Origin of the sequence: Neobacillus niacini, assembly GCF_048572935.1 — a bacterium.
Classification (GTDB): Bacteria; Bacillota; Bacilli; order Bacillales; family Cytobacillaceae; genus Neobacillus; species Neobacillus niacini.
The window spans coordinates 600,001-616,395 of the sequence record NZ_CP183883.1 but is presented as its reverse complement, the minus strand read 5'-3'; the positions used below and the strand labels follow the sequence as shown (position 1 = coordinate 616,395).

The 16,395-nt window shown below is 39.4% G+C and carries 15 protein-coding genes and 8 tRNA genes (1 of these 23 only partly in view); 21 read left to right on the top strand and 2 right to left on the bottom strand.

Annotation, left to right across the window (positions count from 1 at the left end):
* The first annotated feature begins 21 nt into the window (after positions 1-21).
* From ACN6MT_RS02775 to ACN6MT_RS02750, 6 genes are all read left to right on the top strand, one after another.
* A complete protein-coding gene (locus tag ACN6MT_RS02775; RefSeq protein WP_419954722.1) occupies positions 22-1,407 on the top strand; it encodes a UDP-N-acetylmuramoyl-tripeptide--D-alanyl-D-alanine ligase in 1,386 nt (461 codons plus the stop codon).
* A 90-nt stretch (positions 1,408-1,497) separates the two neighbouring features.
* Entirely contained in the window at positions 1,498-2,187 is a 690-nt protein-coding gene (locus ACN6MT_RS02770; RefSeq protein ID WP_419954721.1) for an alpha/beta hydrolase, read from the top strand.
* 229 nt (positions 2,188-2,416) lie between these two features.
* Entirely contained in the window at positions 2,417-3,928 is a 1,512-nt protein-coding gene (locus ACN6MT_RS02765; protein ID WP_419954720.1) for a DEAD/DEAH box helicase, read from the top strand.
* A gap of 422 nt (positions 3,929-4,350) precedes the next feature.
* Complete coding sequence (gene uvsE / locus ACN6MT_RS02760) at positions 4,351-5,310, top strand: UV DNA damage repair endonuclease UvsE (RefSeq protein WP_419954719.1); 960 nt, start codon at positions 4,351-4,353, stop codon at positions 5,308-5,310.
* A gap of 64 nt (positions 5,311-5,374) precedes the next feature.
* Positions 5,375-5,854 carry a PH domain-containing protein gene (locus ACN6MT_RS02755; RefSeq protein WP_419954718.1) on the top strand — a complete coding sequence of 160 codons (480 nt, stop codon included), beginning with the start codon at positions 5,375-5,377 and terminating at the stop codon, positions 5,852-5,854.
* Positions 5,847-7,292 (top strand): PH domain-containing protein, encoded by a 1,446-nt coding sequence (locus ACN6MT_RS02750; RefSeq protein WP_419954717.1) that lies wholly within the window; start codon positions 5,847-5,849, stop codon positions 7,290-7,292. The genes ACN6MT_RS02755 and ACN6MT_RS02750 overlap by 8 nt, the downstream gene beginning before the upstream one ends.
* A 312-nt stretch (positions 7,293-7,604) precedes the next feature.
* On the opposite strand, the gene ACN6MT_RS02745 is transcribed toward ACN6MT_RS02750, so the two are convergent.
* A complete protein-coding gene (locus tag ACN6MT_RS02745; protein ID WP_419954716.1) occupies positions 7,605-8,195 on the bottom strand; it encodes a rhomboid family intramembrane serine protease in 591 nt (196 codons plus the stop codon).
* Between the two features lie 97 nt (positions 8,196-8,292).
* Between ACN6MT_RS02745 and acpS the strand changes: the two genes are divergently transcribed.
* From acpS to ACN6MT_RS02715, 6 genes are all read left to right on the top strand, one after another.
* Entirely contained in the window at positions 8,293-8,643 is a 351-nt protein-coding gene (acpS, locus tag ACN6MT_RS02740; RefSeq protein WP_419954715.1) for a holo-ACP synthase, read from the top strand.
* A gap of 176 nt (positions 8,644-8,819) precedes the next feature.
* Entirely contained in the window at positions 8,820-9,830 is a 1,011-nt protein-coding gene (locus ACN6MT_RS02735; RefSeq protein ID WP_034673288.1) for a LolA family protein, read from the top strand.
* A 128-nt stretch (positions 9,831-9,958) separates the two neighbouring features.
* On the top strand, positions 9,959-11,122 hold the full coding sequence (alr, locus tag ACN6MT_RS02730) for an alanine racemase (protein WP_419954714.1): 1,164 nt from the start codon (positions 9,959-9,961) through the stop codon (positions 11,120-11,122).
* 184 nt (positions 11,123-11,306) lie between these two features.
* Positions 11,307-11,588 carry a CopG family ribbon-helix-helix protein gene (locus tag ACN6MT_RS02725; protein WP_034673267.1) on the top strand — a complete coding sequence of 94 codons (282 nt, stop codon included), beginning with the start codon at positions 11,307-11,309 and terminating at the stop codon, positions 11,586-11,588.
* Positions 11,589-11,592: 4 nt separating this feature from the next.
* Positions 11,593-11,943 (top strand): type II toxin-antitoxin system PemK/MazF family toxin, encoded by a 351-nt coding sequence (locus tag ACN6MT_RS02720; RefSeq protein ID WP_034673264.1) that lies wholly within the window; start codon positions 11,593-11,595, stop codon positions 11,941-11,943.
* A gap of 162 nt (positions 11,944-12,105) precedes the next feature.
* Positions 12,106-14,280, top strand: a complete 2,175-nt coding sequence (locus tag ACN6MT_RS02715) for a Tex family protein (RefSeq protein ID WP_419954713.1) — start codon at positions 12,106-12,108, stop codon at positions 14,278-14,280.
* Positions 14,281-14,791: 511 nt separating this feature from the next.
* Here ACN6MT_RS02715 and cmpA read toward each other — a convergent pair.
* Positions 14,792-14,905 carry a cortex morphogenetic protein CmpA gene (cmpA, locus tag ACN6MT_RS02710; protein WP_095251326.1) on the bottom strand — a complete coding sequence of 38 codons (114 nt, stop codon included), beginning with the start codon at positions 14,903-14,905 and terminating at the stop codon, positions 14,792-14,794.
* Positions 14,906-14,997: 92 nt separating this feature from the next.
* Between cmpA and ACN6MT_RS02705 the strand changes: the two genes are divergently transcribed.
* The 9 genes from ACN6MT_RS02705 to ACN6MT_RS02665 all read left to right on the top strand — a co-directional run.
* Complete coding sequence (locus ACN6MT_RS02705; RefSeq protein ID WP_419954712.1) at positions 14,998-15,471, top strand: SprT family protein; 474 nt, start codon at positions 14,998-15,000, stop codon at positions 15,469-15,471.
* A 119-nt stretch (positions 15,472-15,590) separates the two neighbouring features.
* Positions 15,591-15,665 (top strand) — tRNA-Asn (locus ACN6MT_RS02700).
* Positions 15,666-15,672: 7 nt separating this feature from the next.
* Positions 15,673-15,763 (top strand) — tRNA-Ser (locus tag ACN6MT_RS02695).
* Between the two features lie 10 nt (positions 15,764-15,773).
* Positions 15,774-15,845, top strand: a tRNA-Glu gene (locus tag ACN6MT_RS02690).
* A gap of 56 nt (positions 15,846-15,901) precedes the next feature.
* Positions 15,902-15,978: transfer RNA gene (locus tag ACN6MT_RS02685), tRNA-Asp, on the top strand.
* A gap of 22 nt (positions 15,979-16,000) precedes the next feature.
* A tRNA-Gln gene (locus tag ACN6MT_RS02680) sits at positions 16,001-16,075 on the top strand.
* Between the two features lies 1 nt (position 16,076).
* A tRNA-Lys gene (locus tag ACN6MT_RS02675) sits at positions 16,077-16,152 on the top strand.
* A gap of 61 nt (positions 16,153-16,213) precedes the next feature.
* Positions 16,214-16,298, top strand: a tRNA-Leu gene (locus tag ACN6MT_RS02670).
* Between the two features lie 66 nt (positions 16,299-16,364).
* Positions 16,365-16,395, top strand: a tRNA-Leu gene (locus ACN6MT_RS02665) (it continues 55 nt past the right edge of the window).

Sequence of the window (16,395 nt, the reverse complement as noted above, 5' to 3'; positions counted from 1 at the left end):
ATATCCTACTGGAGGATTGACATGATAAAAAGAACTTTAAAGCAGATATCGGAGATGATTTCTGTAAAAAATGAGATTACCTCTTTTGCTGATACAGAAATTAGTGGTGTTTCAATCGATTCTAGAAAAATTGAAGGGGGAAACCTGTTTATACCATTTAAAGGGGAAAACTCAGATGGTCATAAATTTGTAGAGGAATCCTTGAAAAAAGGAGCCGCTGCGGCACTTTGGCAAAGCGATGTACCGAATCCACCCCTGCATTTACCGATTCTTATCGTTGAGGATTGCTTAGTGGCGTTACAGGAATTAGCGAGAGAATATCGTAAACAGTTACAAGTAAAAGTTGTAGGTATAACAGGCAGTAACGGGAAAACCACGACTAAGGATATGACGTATTCTTTGTTATCCACTAACTATAAAGTTCAAAAGACCGAGGGGAATTATAATAACCATATTGGTTTGCCTTTAACGGTCTTAGGTTTGGATGAGGATACTGATATTGCGGTTCTAGAAATGGGGATGAGCGGCAGAGGAGAGATTGCCTTCCTGACAAAACTTGCTTCTCCCGATGCAGTTGTCATCACCAATATCGGTGAATCCCATCTTCTTGACCTAGGCTCGAGAGAAGGAATTGCAGAAGCCAAGCTAGAAATTTTACAAGGTCTAAAAGAACATGGTTTAGCGGTTCTTCATGGAGATGAGCCCCTTCTGATGGAACGGATTCATAAATATAAAGGCAATGTGAATGTACAAACATTTGGAAGAACCGATAGTAATGACTTTTTTCCAACAGAAATTACTCAATTAGAACAAGGAAATATGTTTAAAATCAATAAGTCTTCGGAAAGTTTCGAACTTCCTGTATTGGGTACACATAATATATTAAATGCCCTTGCTGCCATGATTATTGCTCATTATTTTGATGTGCCATTTGAAAAAATGAATGAAGGTTTAACCAGTGTAAAACTAACCAATATGCGAATGGAGTTAGTTGAAGGTAGTCATGGTGAAAAAATCATCAACGATGCCTATAATGCTAGTCCTACCTCCATGATGGCTGCCATTGAACTAGTTTCACATTTAAAAGGTTATGAAAAAATTATCCTCGTCCTCGGTGATATGCTTGAATTAGGGCCTCAAGAAGAACAGTATCATCAGCAAATCGGCGAGGGATTAAATCCGGATAAGATAGACTTGTTGTTCACCTATGGAAAATTGGCGGAACATATGGCTGAAGGTGCACGATCCACTTTAGGAAAACAAAGAGTTTTTTCTTTTACCGATAAAAATGAGTTAATTAAAGTATTAGAGGGACATGTAGACAACCGTACCTTAGTACTGGTAAAAGCTTCAAGAGGGATGAAACTGGAGGAAATTGTGACCGCCTTACAACAAAAGCAGGATTAATAAAAGATCGAAGTCTAGACTGTATGCTAAGTGCTGTTAATGGAACACTAAAGAAAAATAATTCATTTATAGCAAAGTAGGTGGAGAATTTTGATTGGCTGTTTATGTATTCATGGCTTTACAGGGGCACCATATGAAGTAGAACCGCTTGCTGAGTATTTAACGAAGCATACGGATTGGGTATTCAGTGTCCCTACTCTTCCTGGCCATGGCGAAAATCTTTCACTAAAAGATATCCATTATCAACAATGGATAGAACATGCAGAGTCTGAATTAAAGAAATTGATTGAAACCTGTGATCAAGTTTATGTAATTGGGTTTTCTATGGGGGGAATGATTGCAAGCCTCCTGGCTGCGAAATACCCTGTGGACAAGCTTGTACTACTTAGTGCAGCTGCTTATTATCTTAACCCAAAACAGATGGCAAGTGAAATTAAATCAATGATGGTTGATTTATTTAAAGGAAACTTAGAAGAAAATGAATTATTTCAACGTTACAAAAGAAAAATAAAAGCAACTCCCATAAAAGCAACTTTCCAATTTCGAAGACTTGTTTCTTACATTAAACCACTTCTCCCTCAAGTAGAAGTGCCAACGCTGATTGCACAGGGAGAGTGTGACGGTATCGTCCCTCCCAAAAGTGCTGAATACTTATACCGGACAATAAATGCGAAAACAAAAAGACTTACGTATATTAAGGATTCTAGCCATCATATTTGTCACTGTCAGGAAAAAGAGGCCCTATTTTCCCAAGTTTATGACTTTTTGATGGAGCGGTAATGCTGATATGGGACTCGTAAATAAACTACATTAATTGCAATATACTTGTAATAATGTTATGATTATCAGCAACGTGTCTAAAGAACGAGTAAAATAGGGCATACTCCTTTGGAGGGATGTCTTTTTTTTGGTAAAATAAAGATGTTACCTAGTTACGGCATTTTGATGCGAATCACAAGTATTCAGCACATAGATTAAATTTTTATATAAATGAAGGAGAATGAAAACATTGACAAAGTTTGAAGATTTAGGCCTAAGTCAGGCAACTTTACAAGCTGTCCTTAAAATGGGTTTTGAGGAAGCTACACCAATTCAGTCAGAAACAATTCCGATGGGCTTAGCCGGTAAGGATTTGATTGGGCAGGCCCAAACAGGAACTGGTAAAACAGCTGCATTTGGTATTCCTTTGGTTGAAAAAATTGATGTAACGAAGGACGCGATTCAAGGGATCATTATCGCTCCTACTCGTGAGCTTGCAATTCAAGTTTCGGAAGAGCTTTATAAAATCGGTTCTGGTAAAAGAGTCCGCGTTTTATCCATTTACGGAGGACAGGACATCAGCCGCCAGATCCGTTCATTAAAGAAATTCCCACATATTATTGTTGGAACACCTGGACGTGTTTTAGATCATATCAACAGAAAAACTATGCGTCTTGACACAGTAAATACTGTTATTCTTGACGAAGCGGATGAAATGCTAAATATGGGATTCATTGAAGATATTGAATCGATTCTTGCAGCAACACCTGCAGAACGACAAACATTGCTTTTCTCTGCTACAATGCCAGCTCCAATCCAAAGAATGGCAGAGAAATTTATGAAGGATCCACAAATTGTTCGAGTTAAAACAAAGGAAATGACAGTTCCTGCGATTGAACAATATTACCTAGAGGTAATGGAAAAAAATAAATTTGACGTTTTAACAAGACTGCTTGATATCCAATCACCTGAATTAGCGATTATTTTCGGACGGACAAAACGCCGTGTTGATGAATTATCTGAAGCACTAACGCTAAGAGGTTATACTGCTGAAGGAATTCACGGAGATTTAACACAGGCAAAGCGTATTCAAGTCCTTCGTAAATTTAAAGAAGGAACGATTGATGTCCTTGTTGCAACGGATGTAGCTGCAAGGGGTCTAGATATTTCTGGTGTAACACATGTTTACAACTTTGATATCCCACAAGATCCAGAAAGCTATGTACACCGTATCGGTCGTACAGGACGTGCCGGTAAATCTGGTATGGCACTGACATTCATCACACCGCGTGAGAAGTCTTACCTTTCAATTTTAGAAAGAACAACTCGACATAAGATGGACAGAATGACTGCTCCTACACTAGATGAAGCGTTAGAAGGTCAACAACGCGCAGTAGTCGATAAGATTGTTCAAACAATTGAAGGAAATAATCTTCAGTATTATAAACGAGCTGCCAACGAATTACTTGAAGAAAATGATGCTTCAACTGTAATTGCAGCAGTTTTGAAAATGTTAACAAAAGAACCAGATCAAACTCCGGTAAAGTTAACAGAAGAAGCACCGCTTCATTCTAAGAGAGACAGAAAGCCTCAAGACCGTGATCGCAGAAGAAGAGACGACAATAGAGGCGGATATAATTCATCTCGTGGCGGGGAACGCAGCGGCGGTAATCGTGATCGTAAAAAGGCACCTGGAAAGCCAAGAACAGGTGAAACACGCACATCAGGAAAATCATCAAAACCAAGAAGCTTTAACCGATAATAATGTAAGGGAGCATGGGCATATAATGTCCGTGCTCTCTTTTTTTGGCTTTTGATTAGGACAAAGGAGTGTGTATTGGAGCTGGTTTGGCACGAATAGGATATTCGTTCCTGTACCGCAGCATTTTAAGTGAAAACGGTAACGAATAATAGTAATTCGTGCCCGTGGGGGAGGGAATTTAGTAAAAATGGTAACAAATAGAGTCTATTCATGCCCGTACCGCGATATTTTGGGGGTAAACGGTAACGAGTAATTACTATACCATATTAAGGCATCCACCTCTCAAAATTAACAGACTCATCATATGAACAAGTATTTGAGGCTAAGGAGAAAAAGAAATCAACAGACAAGTTTAACAAGCCTCTATTTTACAATTGTATATTGGGAACATTAATGGTAACAGCTTGTTAGGAGTGATTAAGATGATTGTTAAACTTGGTTATGTTGCAATGAGTGTGGAGCTTCAGAACGCCTCGCCTTCTCAAACGATGACATTTGCACAATTTAGCAAAATTAAAGACCGTGATGCAGCTATTCGTAAGCTTGAGCGAATTGCTGAGTCAAATATAGATAATTGCCTTCGGTTATTAAAACACAATGCTGGGAATCAAATTCATTTCTTTCGCCTAAGCTCCCGCCTGATTCCTCTTGCTAACCACGAGGAGTTGCTGGATTGGGATTATATTAAACCACTAAAGGGATCTTTAAAAAGGATTGGTGACTATCTTAACCTCCACCCCATGCGGGTTGATTTTCACCCTGACCATTTTGTAGTGCTTAACACACCGAATAAAGAGATACTCTCCAACGCACTAAAGACACTTGTCATGCATAAGAAATTGCTAAAAGGTATGGGTATCGATACAGAACATCGCTGTGTCCTACATGTAGGCGGCGGCTACGAAGATAAAGAAATGGCGCTTGAACAGTTTATTCACAATTGGGGATTCATCCAGCCAGCCATTCAAAAAATGATTATGCTTGAAAACGACGATACAACATTTACAGTAAAAGAAACGCTGTATCTTTGTGAAAAGCTAGGGATTCCAATGGTATTTGACTATCACCACCATTTGGCAAATCATGAAGACGTGGAGTGGCAGCGGGATTGGGAACGAATTGTCACTACCTGGAGGGATTCTCCACTTCCGGTTAAAATGCATATATCAAGTCCACGTTCACAAAATGAATTTAGGGCACATGCTGATTTTGTTGATCCAGAAATGCTTTTAACATTTTTAAACACAATAAAAGGAACTGTACCAGAGATCCATTGCATGATAGAAGCCAAACAAAAAGATGCGGCACTCTTTCAACTGATAGATGACCTGAAAAGCCGGGGAATTAAGGTACTAGACCAATCAAGCTTTGTTGTTGAATAACAAGGATGTTTCCTAACCCATTTCCGTGTATACTTAAGGGAAAGTATGGAAGTAGGGGGGAAATATGATTCTAGAGCCGCAAAAAAGAATTTCTGTGAAAGCATTAACGGTTTGGAGAATCTCAGGTGCGATAAAAATTGCAATCAGTTGGATTTTAGCTGGCGTAGCGATATATCTTTTACATATCTTTAAGGGTCCATTTTGGATATCACCATTATTAATCGCAATTGAACTTATTTCTTCGTATTTTATTATTTACTTATTACCATCACTTAGGTGGAAGCGTTGGCGGTATGATGTGAGGGAAGAGGAAATTGAGCTTCAAGAAGGAATCTTTATTGTGAAGCGGACATTGATTCCGATGGTTAGAGTACAGCATGTAGATACTGTGCAGGGACCAATTTTGCGTAATTATCAATTAGCCTCCATCATTATTAATACGGCAGCAACAGCTCATGAAATTCCTGCATTAGAAGAGAGTGAAGCGGAAGAATTAAGGCGCTTTATTTCTAATCTAGCAAGGGTGGCGGATGAAGATGTCTGAACCAAAACGGCTCCATCCCATTGTGATTGTGTTAACGATCGGTAAACGAATCAAGGATTTTATTTTTTCATTTATCGCATTGTTCTTTATTTGGAATAAAGGTGATGGCGGGAAGCTGCTGCTTTTTGGTGCTTCCGCTATTGTGATTATAGGAATTATTCTAATCAGCATCCTTTCATGGCTGCGCTATACTTACCGGTTAGAGGAGAATGAACTTCGAATAGAATACGGCGTCTTTGTCCGGAAGAAAAGGTATATTCCGTTGGAACGTATCCAAAGTCTGGATATTTCAGAGGGGATTCTTCAGCGTTTATGTGGGATGGTAAAAGTTCGGATTGAAACAGCTGGCGGGAGCGGAACCGATGAGGCAGAGGCAGTTCTGTCAGCCATTTCTAAATCAGAGGCACGCTATATACAAGAGTATGTTGCTGTAGCTAAAAATCCTTCTGTTCCAGACATTGAAGATGTTCAAGAACCTTCTAATCACACAGTATTCAAAATGACTTCGGCACAGCTTATTTTATTATCACTTACATCAGGAGGAGTAGGGGTAGTAATCTCAGCTGTATTGGCCTTTTTCTCTCAGTTGGATGATTTTATTCCTTACGAAAAATTATTCCGCGGCGTCGGACAATTGGCGGTAAGTAATATGATTGTAATCGCCATTTTTGTTTTTATCGGCTTTGTGGCAGCGTGGATTGTTGCTCTTTTTGGAACAATGTTAAAATATGCAAATTTCCAAGTTGCAAAAACAGAACATGATTTAGTTATTTCTCAAGGTCTATTAGAAAAAAGACAAATTACCATTCCGTTAACCAGAATTCAAGCCATAAGGATTAATGAAAATATCGTCCGGCAATGGCTGGGTTACGGTTCTGTTATGGTTGAAAGTGCTGGTGGTTCAGCTAGTAATAAAGAAGGTTCAAAGGTATTACTGCTTCCGCTTGTTAAACTGCAGGACATTGAAAAAATTTTAGGGCCAGTTCTTACGGATTATCGGTTCGCTTCAAATTTCACGCCCGTTCCTAAAAGAGCCATGAACCGATATGTTTTTCGAAGCTGGATCATAATCGTTCCACTTGCTGTCGCTTCAATAGTTTTTCTAAAGGGTTGGGGCCTTCTTTCCTTGCTTATTCTTGCCCTAGTAACATTCTGGGGAGTATTAAGATATAAGGACGCCGGCTGGAGATTGGAAGAGCAGCAATTGAGTCTTCGTTATCGATCTATGGTACGGACCACTGTGTTTATTAAGAAAAATAAACTTCAAGTTCTAGAATTGAAAGAAAGTTATTTTCAGAGAAGGAAAGACCTGGTGACATTAGAGGCTTTTGTGAAAGTGGGCTTTGGTGGTGCGGGAGGCCGTGTAAGCGATATGGACCGAAATGATGTGAAAAAGGTCTACACTTGGTTTTCGAGGGAATCTGAAAAAAGGGATTGAACCCAATAAATGGCTCAACCCCTTTTTTAATTACAAGGCGATGGTTATATAATGCTGGTGATGTGTGCCCCAGTAACCAGCCTAAGTAGAATTAGCGGAGACTTTCCGGATAAAGGCAGAATGGAGCCTGTTTGGGGTCATATAAGAGGAGGTTTTCCGGTTATCCAAACCAAAACCTCTCATTTTTAAAATTTTCAAGCCAATAGGCGGAATCTCTCCGTCTATTTGAGCTTTTTTTAATGGAAATAATTAATTTAGCGGAATTACTCCGTCTATTTTGATTCTTAAAATTAATAAAATCAACAAAAACCTTTAACCCAGCCTTTTATAAAAAACAGCTCCTAGTAAAAATCCACCTGCTAATCCGAATATATGGGCGGTAATATTAATATTGGGCTGTATAAAGGTCATGATTAAGCTTAGGGCACAAATTATAAGGATGATTTGAGAGTTTTGCTGTGAGAGCATATGCTTACGAAAGAGAATGATGCTAATATAATAACCAAATAATCCGAAGATGGCTCCACTTGAACCAACGTGTACATAGGTTAACGGTTCAAGCAGCAGTGTCGCTATGTTAGCTAGGATGCCGGAAACAAGATAAACCAATACGAATTTACTTTTCCCTAGCAGCCTTTCAAGTGCTGGGCCAAAAAGGACAAGTGAAAAACTGTTAAATAAAGCATGAGTAAAACCGCCATGCATAAAAATGGGGGTTACCAACCGCCAATATTCCCCTTCCGTAATATAGAGGTTCACCCCTGAAAAGGTGGATTTAAACCAAAAGTTTGGAAAAATAGGTAAGGCAGTAAAAAGATATAATAGGAAATGGATGGCAATAATAGTAGAAACAACCGGATAATAACGGATAAATTCGCGAAAACTTTCTGTTCTCGTAAACATAATGACCTCCTGAATAGACTTACCTCTATAATAGACTGAATTTTGCTCCTGTTGTACTATTATGCATTGTTTAATATAAATAGAAGGGGACCTAGCCATGATTAAAGGGATTGGAATTGACATAATCGAACTTTCAAGGATTGAAGAGATTGTCACGAGACAGCGAAAATTAATTGATCGAATACTGACTGATAATGAAAAACAAACATTTGAACAGCTTCCGGACCGAAGGAAGATTGAATTTTTAGCGGGAAGGTTTGCTGCAAAAGAGGCCTATTCCAAGGCCGCCGGGACGGGAATAGGGAAAGAACTATCGTTTTTAGATATTGAAATTGAAACTGATTCCCTAGGCAAGCCCTATATCGTAAAACCTGATACCAATGGTTTTCTTTCCATTTCACACAGTCGTGATTATGCTGTTGCCCAGGTAGTAATCGAAGAAAATTAGAAAAAATGATGTCCACGGACTGTCTAGTTCCGGCGCCCAGCCCCTCGAGGCGCTTTTACTTTTCTTTCAATCCTTTATCATATTCCAAAAGGTTGTCTCATATATTCATAGGGAAATGGGAGAGACAAGTCTTCTTTAAATTCATATGAAAATGAGACAAGAAGGGGTTGAAGGAATTGAAGAAAAGGTTGTTGCTTTTGATCACGGGGTTAATGGTCGTCTTTCTACTAGCAGCCTGTGGCTCAAAGTCAAAAGAAGATGTGGTGAAAGAGTTAAATGGAAAACTAAATGATTTATCAGGGTATAAAGTAGACGCAAAAATGACGTTAAAAATGGGTGCTGATTCACAGGTGTATAACGTGGAAATTTGGCATAAAGATCCAACATTTTATCGCGTTAATTTAAAAAATGCTGAAAAAGACCAAAGCCAAATGATTTTACGGAATAATGAAGGAGTATTCGTGTTAACTCCTGCTCTTAAGAAGAGTTTCAAATTCCAAAGTGATTGGCCGCAAAACAGCAGCCAGGCCTATTTATACGAATCATTGATCAAAGATATCGTTGAGGATAAAGAAGCGAAATTTTCTTCTACGAAAGAACATTATGTATTTGAAACGAAAACTCGCTATCAAAACAATAGTATGCTGCCAATACAAGAAATTAAACTTAACAAAGAAGATTTATCACCTGCGGTTGTAAAAGTAATGGATCCTGATCGAAATGCTCTTGTGACTGTGGAATTTTCTAAGGTTAAATTTAATGCAAGTTTCGACGACAGTGATTTTGATATGAAAAAGAATATGACTCGTGCTGATCTTAACCTGCCTGTGATGGCAGATAGCAAGGACACAGCATTTACCGTTAAATATCCTACATCTGATTTAGGCGCAAAATTAATAGATGAAAAAGAAGTGAAACTTGAAAATGGCAAGCGCGTTGTCTTAACGTATGAGGGTGAAAAGTCGTTTACACTTGTACAAGAAAAGGTAACTGTGAAAGAAGCTTCTGCATCACCAACATATGTGGATGGAGACTTAGTTGATTTAGGTGTGACAATCGGTGCTGTATCAGAAGGTTCGATTACATGGACCATGGATGGTGTAGACTACATGATTGCCTCAAACGACTTAACCGAAAAAGAACTAGTTGAGATTGCGAGAACTGTCCAAGGGGATATAGAAAAATAGGATTTACGGTTACAGGCTCTGTATAGGGCCTGTTTTTTAATTTGACAATTAAAATAAGTAGTTTGATAATCAATAAGGTAAAAATTAAAATAAAATAAAGGGACATTAGTTAATTAGGAAGTGGAATAATGACTGAACAAGGCTTTTTTTATAGAGATACATGGGCAGAAGTCGATTTAGATTGTATTACTGAAAATGTTGCCTCGGTTAAAAAACTTTTGCCTGAAAATGTCGATATCATAGCGGTGGTTAAGGCAAATGCTTACGGCCATGGAGATGTACAAGTTGCGGAGAGTGCACTGCAGGCGGGAGCGACCTATTTAGCAGTTGCATTCATGGATGAAGCCATTGCGCTTAGGAATAAAGGGATAAAAGCGCCTATGTTAGTATTAGGTGCAACTCGACCAGAGGATGTAGAACTTGCAGTCAAGTTGGACATCACGATTACGGTTTTCCAATTGGAATGGGTCAAAGCAGCTCAATCCTACTTACCTTCTGATAAGGTCCTTTCCGTTCACCTTAAGCTAGATACAGGCATGGGGAGGATAGGAATCCGTACTAAGGAAGAGTTATCAGCGGTTGTGCAATTAATAACTAATGATGAGCGTATTAATATTGAGGGGATATTTACACACTTTGCTACAGCAGATGAAGTGGATCTAACTTATTTCGAACAACAACTGAAGTTATTTCATGATTTATTATCTGTATTAAAAGAACGGCCGAAGTACGTGCACTGCAGTAATAGTGCAGCAGCATTACGCTTCTCGAAGGCTAATTTTAATGCTGTTCGTCTTGGAATCGCGATGTATGGATTAACACCCTCTCCCGAGATTGAACATGAACTGCCACTCGCGTTAAATGAAGCTTTTTCACTCCGTTCAAGGCTTGTCCATGTGAAAAAACTGGATAAGGGTGAGAAGATTAGCTATGGAGCTACGTATGAGACGGAGGGAGAAGAGTGGATAGGTACCATTCCAATCGGTTATGCAGACGGATGGATTCGCCGGCTCCAGGGTCAGGAAGTATTGGTTGAGGGGAAAAGGGTTCCAATTGTTGGCAGGATTTGTATGGATCAATGTATGGTAAAATTACCACATGCTGTTCCAGTGGGGACGACTGTTACCTTAATTGGCAAACAGGAAGATGAATTCATTTCTGTTAATGAAATTGCTCGAAAGTTAGAAACGATCAATTACGAAGTACCGTGTATTATATCAACGAGAGTACCTCGTCTATATAAACAGGGTGGGGAAATTGTCGTATTAAAAAATTACCTTCTTCACGAATAAGTGGGCTAATAATGAAAATGTAACATATTTATGATAATGCGGAATTTTAGTGCATAAAAGGTAGTTTGTTTGGCCTATAATACAGTAGTATTATAATTAGTCTATGCATTTTGGGCATTAAGTGTTATTATAAAATATGGTAGATAGAAAAATTGGTGTGTAGTGATGGTGGAGGTGTATGTTTGTGTCTGAATCCGGCGCAACTACGGAAATCTTAGTGAAATTACCGCAACATCTTTTAACCGAGTTAGATGGTTTTGTAAAATTAGAAAACGTTAACCGGAGCGAGTTTATTTATCAAGCAACTAAAATGTATTTACGCGAACGAAAAAAGAGACAAATTCGCGAATCCATGAGACGTGGATACATGGAAATGGCGATGATCAATTTAACGATTGCATCGGAAATGTTTCAAGCAGAATTTGAGGCAGAGCACACAGTTGAACGTCTTGTAAGCGGAGGGTAATCCCTTGATTGTCAAGCGTGGTGACGTATATTTCGCGGACCTATCCCCAGTTGTTGGTTCTGAACAAGGCGGCGTCCGTCCTGTACTTGTCATTCAAAACGACATCGGGAATCGGTTTAGTCCCACAGTTATTGTTGCAGCGATTACAGCACAAATTCAAAAAGCGAAGCTTCCCACTCATGTAGAAATTGATGCGAAGCGCTACGGTTTTGAACGAGACTCAGTCATACTTTTAGAACAGATTCGTACAATTGATAAACAGCGGTTAACCGATAAAATAACCCATCTCGATGACGAAATGATGGAAAAAGTGGATGAAGCCTTGCGAGTAAGTATAGGTCTCATCGAATTTTAGCATGTATGCACGCTCTTTTAAGAAAGAGCGTTTTTTTATACGGATGTTCTGCCCTCATAGTTGTTTCTGCTTTTAGCAAGCTAATTAGCTTGCTTTTTTTATTTATGTGAATCGATTGAGCTAATTTGATACAATATGGTAATAGGAATGGAGGTTTGTGTTGTGAACGATACAGTTGTGAAAGATGAACAGCTTCTTGGAAAGGTAGCTGCCGAATTAGCGATATCTCAAAAACAGGTGAAAAGTGTTATTTCTTTATTGAATGAGGGTAATACCGTGCCATTTATTGCCCGCTACCGTAAAGAAATGACAGGGGCCCTAGATGAGGTCCAAATACGAGATATCCAGGAACGCTGGCAATACATACAAAACCTTGAGCAAAGGAAAGAAGAAGTACTTCGTACTATTGCGGAGCAAGGTAAACTAACCGACGAACTTACACATAAAATAACGAAAGCAGAAAAGCTGCAAGAAGTTGAAGATTTATATCGGCCGTATAAGCAAAAACGACGTACAAAAGCAACGGTTGCTAAGGAAAAGGGTTTAGAGCCGTTAGCAGAATGGTTATTAACCTTTCCGATGACACCAATCGAGGATAAAGCTAAGGAATTTTTATCTGATGAAAAAGAAGTCCTTACTGTTGAAGAAGCGATTGCTGGTGCAAAGGATATCATTGCTGAAATGATCTCTGACGATGCTGAAAGCCGAAAGTGGATTCGGAATGAAACCTTTAAGTCTGGAAAAGTAGAATCAACCGTTAAAGACGCAGAGAAGGACGAGAAAAAGGTTTACGAAATGTACTATGAGTATGAGGAACCTGTAAATAAGATTGTTCCACATCGAATCCTTGCGTTAAATCGTGGAGAAAAGGAAGATATCTTAAGGGTATCTATAAAAATAAATAATGATATTATCTTATCCTACCTAACAAGAAAATGGGTGCGCGTTCAGCATTCACCTGCAGCAGCATATGTTATAGAAGCTATTGAAGATAGCTATAAGCGTCTGATTCAGCCTTCGATTGAAAGGGAAATACGAAGTGAGCTTAATGATAAAGGTGAAGAGCAGGCCATTCATATATTCTCTGAAAATCTTCGAAACCTGCTTTTACAGCCGCCGTTGAAAGGGAAAGTGGTTATTGGTGTTGACCCTGCGTATCGGACAGGCTGTAAGCTTGCTGTCGTAGATGAAACTGGTAAGGTGCTGAAAATTGATGTGATTTATCCGCATCCGCCTGTATCTAAGACAAAGGAAGCTAAGGAAAAATTCATTCGAATTCTTCGCGATTATAAAGTGGAGATGGCTGCGATTGGTAATGGAACTGCTTCTAGAGAAACCGAACAATTTGTGGCAGATATCCTAAAAGAAATGGACGAGGAAATCTACTATCTAATTGTGAATGAAGCGGGTGCTAGTGTGTACTCTGCCTCTGATATAGCAAGAGAAGAGTTTCCTGATTTTCAAGTAGAAGAAAGAAGTGCAGTCTCCATTGCACGTAGACTGCAGGATCCACTAGCGGAGTTAGTAAAGATTGATCCTAAATCCGTAGGTGTGGGTCAATATCAACATGATGTAACGCAGAAGCGTCTTTCAGAATCCTTGCATTTTGTGGTGGAAACAGCAGTAAACCGTGTAGGTGTTAATGTCAATACAGCCTCAGCGTCCTTACTCCAATATGTAGCGGGATTAACCAAAACCGCTGCACACAATATTGTTAAGAAAAGGGAAGAGGAAGGGAAGTTTACAAGCAGGGTGCAATTAAAGAAAGTCCCGCGTTTGGGAGCGAAAACCTATGAACAAGCAATTGGCTTCTTACGTGTATTAGATGGAAAGCAGCCTTTAGACCGAACTGGAATTCACCCGGAGAACTATGATGAAGTGAAGAAACTATTAACTAGCTTAGGTTTTTCAGCCAAGGATTTAGGAACAGCTGAATTACGGGATGCGCTTAGTGGACTCGACCTCAGAGCAATGTCTGCTGAATTATCTATTGGAGAACTAACATTAAAAGATATCATCGATGCACTAGTAAGACCAGAACGCGATCCACGTGACGACTTGCCGCGTCCTTTATTAAAAAAGGATGTTCTTAAATTAGAAGATTTAAGCGCTGGAATGGAGCTGCAAGGAACGGTTAGAAATGTAGTAGACTTTGGTGCCTTTGTCGATATCGGTGTTAAGCAGGATGGATTGGTTCATATATCGAAGTTAAGTAATCGATTTGTAAAACACCCATTAGATATCGTATCGGTTGGTGATGTCGTAACCGTTTGGGTAGACTCAGTCGATATGAAAAAGGGCAGAGTCGCGTTAACCATGCTGCCGCCGTCAAAATAAAGAAATTTTAATAGAAGATGACCGTTTAATATGGATGGTCATCTTTTTTGTGTTTTAATAACACCTGGAGCGTCCATGATGACCGGAATTAGAGGGAAATTGAAAAAGTGGTAACCCAAAGAACGTCTATGATGACCGAAATTAGGGGGAAATTGAAAAAGTGGTAACCAAAGAACGTTTATAATGACCGAAATTAGAAAGAAACTGTAAAAGTGGTAACCAAAGAACGTTTATGATGACCGAAATTAGAAAGAAACTGTAAAAGTGGTAACCAAAGAACGTTTATGATGACCGAAATTAGAAAGAAACTGTAAAAGTGGTAACCAAAGAGCGTTCATAATGACCAAAATTAGGGAGAAATTGAAAAGGTGGTAACCAAAGAGCGTTCGTGATGATCAACATTAGAAAAAAATTGAACAAGTGGTAACCAATAGAGGTTATTGGCTACCATAGCAAAAAGGAAAATAGAAAAATGGTAACCAATAGATTTTGTTGATGCAAACTGGAAGTCTCACGAAATGTGTTTTTTTCTGTAAAAAAACCAGCATTGATTTAACAGTTTAATTTGGTATCGGTCCTTCTCGTAGAAAGCTCTTTTCATCTGGTTTTGAAACCAAGTCGGCATAGTTCAACCTCCCGAAAAGTAGATCATTAAAGGTATATACAATATATGCTATAATAGGTTGTCACGTTCGCTTTAAGTAGGAGGGAATCTAAATGGAGGATAAAGAACTACAAAAACTGGTTGAAAAAGTCTCAATTGAATCGTTTGGAAAGCCCTTTAGGCATAAAGCCTCTTTTAATAACAGGCTCCGGTCCACTGGGGGAAGATACCTGCTTGGGACTCACAATATCGATATTAATAAAAAATATTTAGATCAACTAGGATTAAATGAACTAATTGGAATTATTAAACATGAACTCTGCCATTACCATCTTCATATAGAAGGAAGAGGATATCAGCACCGTGATTCCGATTTTAAGATGTTATTAAAAAAAGTAGGTGCACCGAGATTTTGCAGTCCGCTGCTAGACAAACCTAAGAAACGCATCTCCACAAAAATCCTCCTGTATCAATGTACAACATGCCATCAGCAATACAAAAGAAAACGAAGTATTAATACAAGTCGTTACGTGTGTGGAAAGTGTAGAGGTAAGCTAGTAAAGGTAAAAGAGTTACAAGGGGATTAAGGAAATATTTTGCAACTTATTTTATCGAAAAATCGTATTGACTTTATAATACAACGTCATTATAATGTAAAGAGTCGACAAGATGATCTGCTTGTTCGGCTGAAGAAACATCATATTATTCCGCAGTAGCTCAGTGGTAGAGCTATCGGCTGTTAACCGATCGGTCGTAGGTTCGAGTCCTACCTGCGGAGCCATTTTTATGGGGAAGTACTCAAGAGGCTGAAGAGGCGCCCCTGCTAAGGGTGTAGGTCGGGTAACCGGCGCGAGGGTTCAAATCCCTCCTTCTCCGCCATAAAAATTTAGGCCCCTTGGTCAAGTGGTTAAGACACCTCCCTTTCACGGAGGTAACACGGGTTCGAATCCCGTAGGGGTCATCAGGGACGGGAGATGAATATAACTCATTTCCTGTTTCTTATCTAAAATATCATTCGGTCTGGTAGTTCAGTTGGTTAGAATGCCTGCCTGTCACGCAGGAGGTCGCGGGTTCGAGTCCCGTCCAGACCGCCATTTTTTATGAAATAATCAATATTGGGCTATAGCCAAGCGGTAAGGCATCGCACTTTGACTGCGACATGCGTTGGTTCAAATCCAGCTAGCCCAGCCAAGAGCCATTAGCTCAGTTGGTAGAGCATCTGACTTTTAATCAGAGGGTCGAAGGTTCGAGTCCTTCATGGCTCACCAAGATTTTTTGCGCTAGCAAAATAATCTTCCTTTCGCGATAGCGAAATAAATTTTCAATAATGCGGGTGTGGCGGAATTGGCAGACGCACCAGACTTAGGATCTGGCGCCGCAAGGCGTGGGGGTTCGACTCCCTTCACCCGCACCAACCAATTATTAACTCTTGAAAAACAGTTCATAATCTGGTATGATTGTAAATGTCGCTGCAACATATGCGGTCGTGGCGGAATGGCAGACGCGCTAGG